The sequence below is a fragment of the Micromonospora sp. genome, from assembly GCF_048594385.1.
Taxonomy (GTDB): domain Bacteria; phylum Actinomycetota; class Actinomycetes; order Mycobacteriales; family Micromonosporaceae; genus Micromonospora; species Micromonospora wenchangensis.
Window position 1 is genome coordinate 1 of record NZ_JBMDWU010000098.1, and the last position, 3,688, is coordinate 3,688.

Here is a 3,688-nt window from a genome sequence, read left to right on the forward strand (position 1 = left end):
ACCCCTTGGCCCACACCACCCCGGCACCGGTCCGGACGGTGTCGTCGTAGACACAGTGCACACCGAAGCTGAACTCGGCCTCCGCGAGCAACCAGACATGCGACTCCTGTGGCCCGGTAGTGATCGCATCGGCGACGCAGAGTTCCTCACCGATGGCCAGGTCGAGCAACAGCCCGGCGACCACCGTGAATCCCACCTGGTCCCAGCTCAGGCCCTGGGACTCTGGAACAGAGCGCAACTGGTCGATGCCGGCGTTGATCGAGGTAGCGAGATGGCGGGCCGGCCCGGACACATCCGCCCGTTCGAGTCGAAGCACTCGGTCAGACGTCCGGTACCCATCGCCGGCACCGACGACGAGTCCTGAAGTTAACAACGACTGCGGGATGTCGTCCCTCGGCGGCGTCGAGCCGGCAGCGAGGGCGACAAGGTGGTCGGCGGTTGCTGGCTCTCGTAGCGCCTCGTAGGCGGCGTCGCACGGCCCGAACACGATCAGCCTTGTGGTCACGCGAACCAGTCCCCATCGAAGAATTCCAGACCCTCGTCGGTACTGAGCCAGATGGCCGGTGGAAAGAACGAGGAGACCACGGAGTGGGGATTGAGGCGTAATTGGTGAGGCAGACCGCCCGGCACGACGATGAATGAGCCTGCGGGTACCTCGATGTGCTGCGCGGGCAGGTCCGGCTCCGGTCGGACGGCCACCTGGAAGCGTCCGGTGACGCACACCAGACGGTGCGGGGAGTTGTGCACATGGGGACGGGTGACACGCCACGGCAGCGGCCCGGTCTTGTAGACCTTGCGGCCCAAGAGGGTTCCCGGCAGCCGAGTGTCCACCTCGACGCTGAGGACGGCGCCCGGCGCTCCCGGGCGGGCGGCCACCAGCGGGAGCAGGCTGTTGGACGTGCTCATCGGCTTCTCCCAACGAGTCGCGGCTTTTCGAGGCGGTACACGTACCAACTGGCGAAGGTCATGGACGCCACCACCACCACCAACTCCACGGCCAGTCGGCCAGGGTGGGGCGTAGCCAGACCGGCGGCGGCCCGGGTGAGGTCTGCCAGACTCGCTGTCGGCACCGCGAGCACCGGCCACCCCGCCCAGGGTGGCAGCAGGCTCACCGGGTAGTAGACCGGCGGCAGCAGAACGGTCAGGAGGCCCACCATGTTCGCCACCGACGAGATGGTCACCGGGTTGTTCCAGCGGACCGCCAGGGCGTAACCAGCCGTGCAGGACAGCGTGAATCCGACAATCAGGCAGAGCATCACCAGGGCCATCGCCGCAGGCGCGGGCCGGTTCACCGCGACGAAGACCACCAGCACGACCAACAGTGGCGGTGCGATGTAGACCAGCCGGGAGACCGCCAGCGCGGTCAGGAACTGGCGGCGGGACACCGGCGAGGCCAGGATCAACTCGTCCAGGTGCCGCCAACGCACCGCGAGGGCGGTCTGGGGCAGCGACACCACGCCAGCGTTGATGGCGAATGCGACCAGCGCGCCAACCAGCGCGTGCCGCCCGAGTCGTGCACCGCCCAGCAGCCACATGAGCACGAAGTACGATGCCGGCACCGCCGAAATCGCCACGTACAGCATCGGTTGGCGGAGTCCACCCCGGCTGAGCAGGGCCGCGACGGCGATCACTCGCCGGGCCGCAGCAACACTCACCGTCACAGGTCGACCTCGACTCCCGGGAGACGTGGGCTGACCCCGGCCAGGCAACCAAGTCGGCCAGTTAGGTCGAAAACCTCCACGACCACGGAGTCGTCATCGATGTGAATCTCGTGTGGACAACCGGCCGGGATAGTAACGACCTGTCCGTTGCCGGCTGTGACGAATTCCGAACCGGACCGTACGGTGATGTGTCCGCCATGCACGAACAGCGTTTCGTCGTGATCGTGCCGGCATGCCCCTGCCGGCAGGGGCCCCGCACCCATCAGCGCGTGGTAATAGCTCACCCCCTCTCCGAGGAAGTCGGTGTACTCGACGATCACCGGTTCACCCCCAGCGCACGTAGCGTCGAGCTCCGGTACAGCGCGGGAAACCTGCCGACCCGCTCGAGCTCGGCACAGACGGGGTATGGGGCATTGAAGCTGCCGCTCTCCGCGAATGCGTGTGCCCTACAGGCACCCCGGCAACTGGACCTGAACACACAGTCACCGCAGATGCCGGTCAGTTCCTGCGCAGCCACGTACTGTTCACGCAGCTCATCCAGTCGACGATTGCGCCAGATATCGACGAGCGACTGCGACCGAATGTTGCCGAAGAATGCTTCCGGGCTCTTGCGGGTCGCCGCGCACACCGTGACGCTGCCGTCCGGCAGGACACCCAGGAGCGGAAACGAGCAGCTCACAACGTTGGAGACGCAGCTTCCACTGTCAAGGCCACGAAACCGCTCGATGTATGTGGGTGGAATCATCGCCGGCGGGATCTTGACCGCGACGCGGCCCGGATACTCGCGGATCGCCTCGAATATCTTGTCCACGGCGAACCGCGTCTGGTCGTACGGTACGGAGAGCTGCTGCACGAAGTGGTTGGCCCGGCCAACCGGACTGGCGAGAACGAAGTTCAGGTTCCGGGCACCGAGTTCGGAGGCCAATGCGGCGAGCTGCGGCAGGGTCGACCAGTTCCGCCGGGTCACCACGCATTGGATGTCGAACGTCAGTCCGGCCTCGCTGAGCCTGCGCAGCCCGGCCACGGTGCCGACAAAACCGCCCCTGCCGCGGCACCAGTCATGCGCCTCGGCGGTACCCCCGTCGAGGCTCACGGCAAAGTCGAGGACCGAACCGACCTGTCTGGCCTGATCAGCCAGCTGCACGATGTCGTCGGTGACGAGCATGGCGTTGGTCTCGATGTGGGTCGGCAGACGATACTCGGTGAGCTTCGCCAGGATGAGCCCGATGTCCGGCCGCAGCAGGGGTTCACCGCCTGTGATCAGGACACTCGCTGCACCGAACTCAGCCATCCGGTCCACCGCGAGCAACATCTCGCGGCTATTCAGCTCCCCGGTGGTGTCCACCGACGGCGAGGAGTTCACCCAGCAGTGCTTACACGCCAGGTTGCAGCGCAGGCTCACGTACCAGTAGATCATGGGCCGGAAGGCGCGCTCCACGATCACCGGCAGCGACCGCCCCGGCGCCGGAGTCACCGCCGGGCTCACCACCGCACGACCTCCTTGCGTGCTGCGGTGCCGAGGAAGGTTCCGACATCGGCCCGTACCAACTCCGGTGACGCGTCGGCGAATCTGTTGCCGACGGCCACGACGATCTCGGCGACGGATCGTGAGCCATCACAGCTCTCAAGCACGAACCTACCGGTGTCGTTCGTGATCAGGACGCTGGCGGTGACCGGGGCAATCACCGAGTGGAAACCGTCACCGTGCTGCTCTATGACCAGACCGTCGGCGGCAACCGGCCGATCCTGGTCCGAAATTGCGGTCATGCTGTCTCCTCGAGCTTCAGTTCGGCGACCAGCATCGGCAGGACCGATCTGCCCACCGCTACGTCCTGGTCATTCCAGGCCGCTACCGGGTCGACGCTGCGGACCCATCGCGCGGTCAACGGCTGGGCCCTCAGCGACGGCGGGTTCATCAGGTAGGCACGGCCGTCGGTCCCGTCGCCGTACACCACCCAGGTGTGCGCGCCCACGGGAAACGAGCCGAACAGCGAACCCATGAGCACGTAGGCATTTCGCACACCGGA

The 3,688-nt window shown here is 66.4% G+C and carries 7 protein-coding genes; all 7 read right to left on the bottom strand.

Going from position 1 to position 3,688, the window contains the following annotated elements; all coding sequences use genetic code 11:
- Nucleotides 1-505, bottom strand: a 505-nt coding sequence (locus tag ACOJTC_RS04355) for a hypothetical protein (RefSeq protein WP_420115844.1), incomplete at its 3' end; no start/stop codon positions are given.
- Entirely contained in the window at nucleotides 502-906 is a 405-nt protein-coding gene (locus ACOJTC_RS04360; protein WP_420115845.1) for a hypothetical protein, read from the bottom strand. The genes ACOJTC_RS04355 and ACOJTC_RS04360, both read right to left, overlap by 4 nt.
- Nucleotides 903-1,631 (bottom strand): ABC transporter permease, encoded by a 729-nt coding sequence (locus tag ACOJTC_RS04365; RefSeq protein ID WP_420115846.1) that lies wholly within the window; start codon nucleotides 1,629-1,631, stop codon nucleotides 903-905. Before ACOJTC_RS04365 ends, ACOJTC_RS04360 begins: the two co-directional genes overlap by 4 nt.
- 26 nt (nucleotides 1,632-1,657) lie before the next feature.
- Nucleotides 1,658-1,981 carry a cupin domain-containing protein gene (locus ACOJTC_RS04370; protein ID WP_420115847.1) on the bottom strand — a complete coding sequence of 108 codons (324 nt, stop codon included), beginning with the start codon at nucleotides 1,979-1,981 and terminating at the stop codon, nucleotides 1,658-1,660.
- The gene (locus ACOJTC_RS04375) at nucleotides 1,978-3,147 is read right to left on the bottom strand and encodes a radical SAM protein (protein ID WP_420115848.1); all 1,170 of its coding nucleotides are present in this window, start codon (nucleotides 3,145-3,147) and stop codon (nucleotides 1,978-1,980) included. Before ACOJTC_RS04375 ends, ACOJTC_RS04370 begins: the two co-directional genes overlap by 4 nt.
- Nucleotides 3,144-3,428 (bottom strand): PqqD family protein, encoded by a 285-nt coding sequence (locus tag ACOJTC_RS04380; protein WP_420115849.1) that lies wholly within the window; start codon nucleotides 3,426-3,428, stop codon nucleotides 3,144-3,146. The genes ACOJTC_RS04375 and ACOJTC_RS04380 overlap by 4 nt, the downstream gene beginning before the upstream one ends.
- Nucleotides 3,425-3,688 (bottom strand): hypothetical protein (locus ACOJTC_RS04385; protein ID WP_420115850.1); only part of this gene is annotated, 264 nt, incomplete at its 5' end. The genes ACOJTC_RS04385 and ACOJTC_RS04380, both read right to left, overlap by 4 nt.

Bases quoted from the DNA above. Each gene is read 5' to 3' on its own strand.
- ACOJTC_RS04380 (WP_420115849.1), bottom strand. From the start codon at position 3,428: ATGACCGCAATTTCGGACCAGGATCGGCCGGTTGCCGCCGACGGTCTG.
- ACOJTC_RS04360 (WP_420115845.1), bottom strand. From the start codon at position 906: ATGAGCACGTCCAACAGCCTGCTCCCGCTGGTGGCCGCCCGCCCGGGA.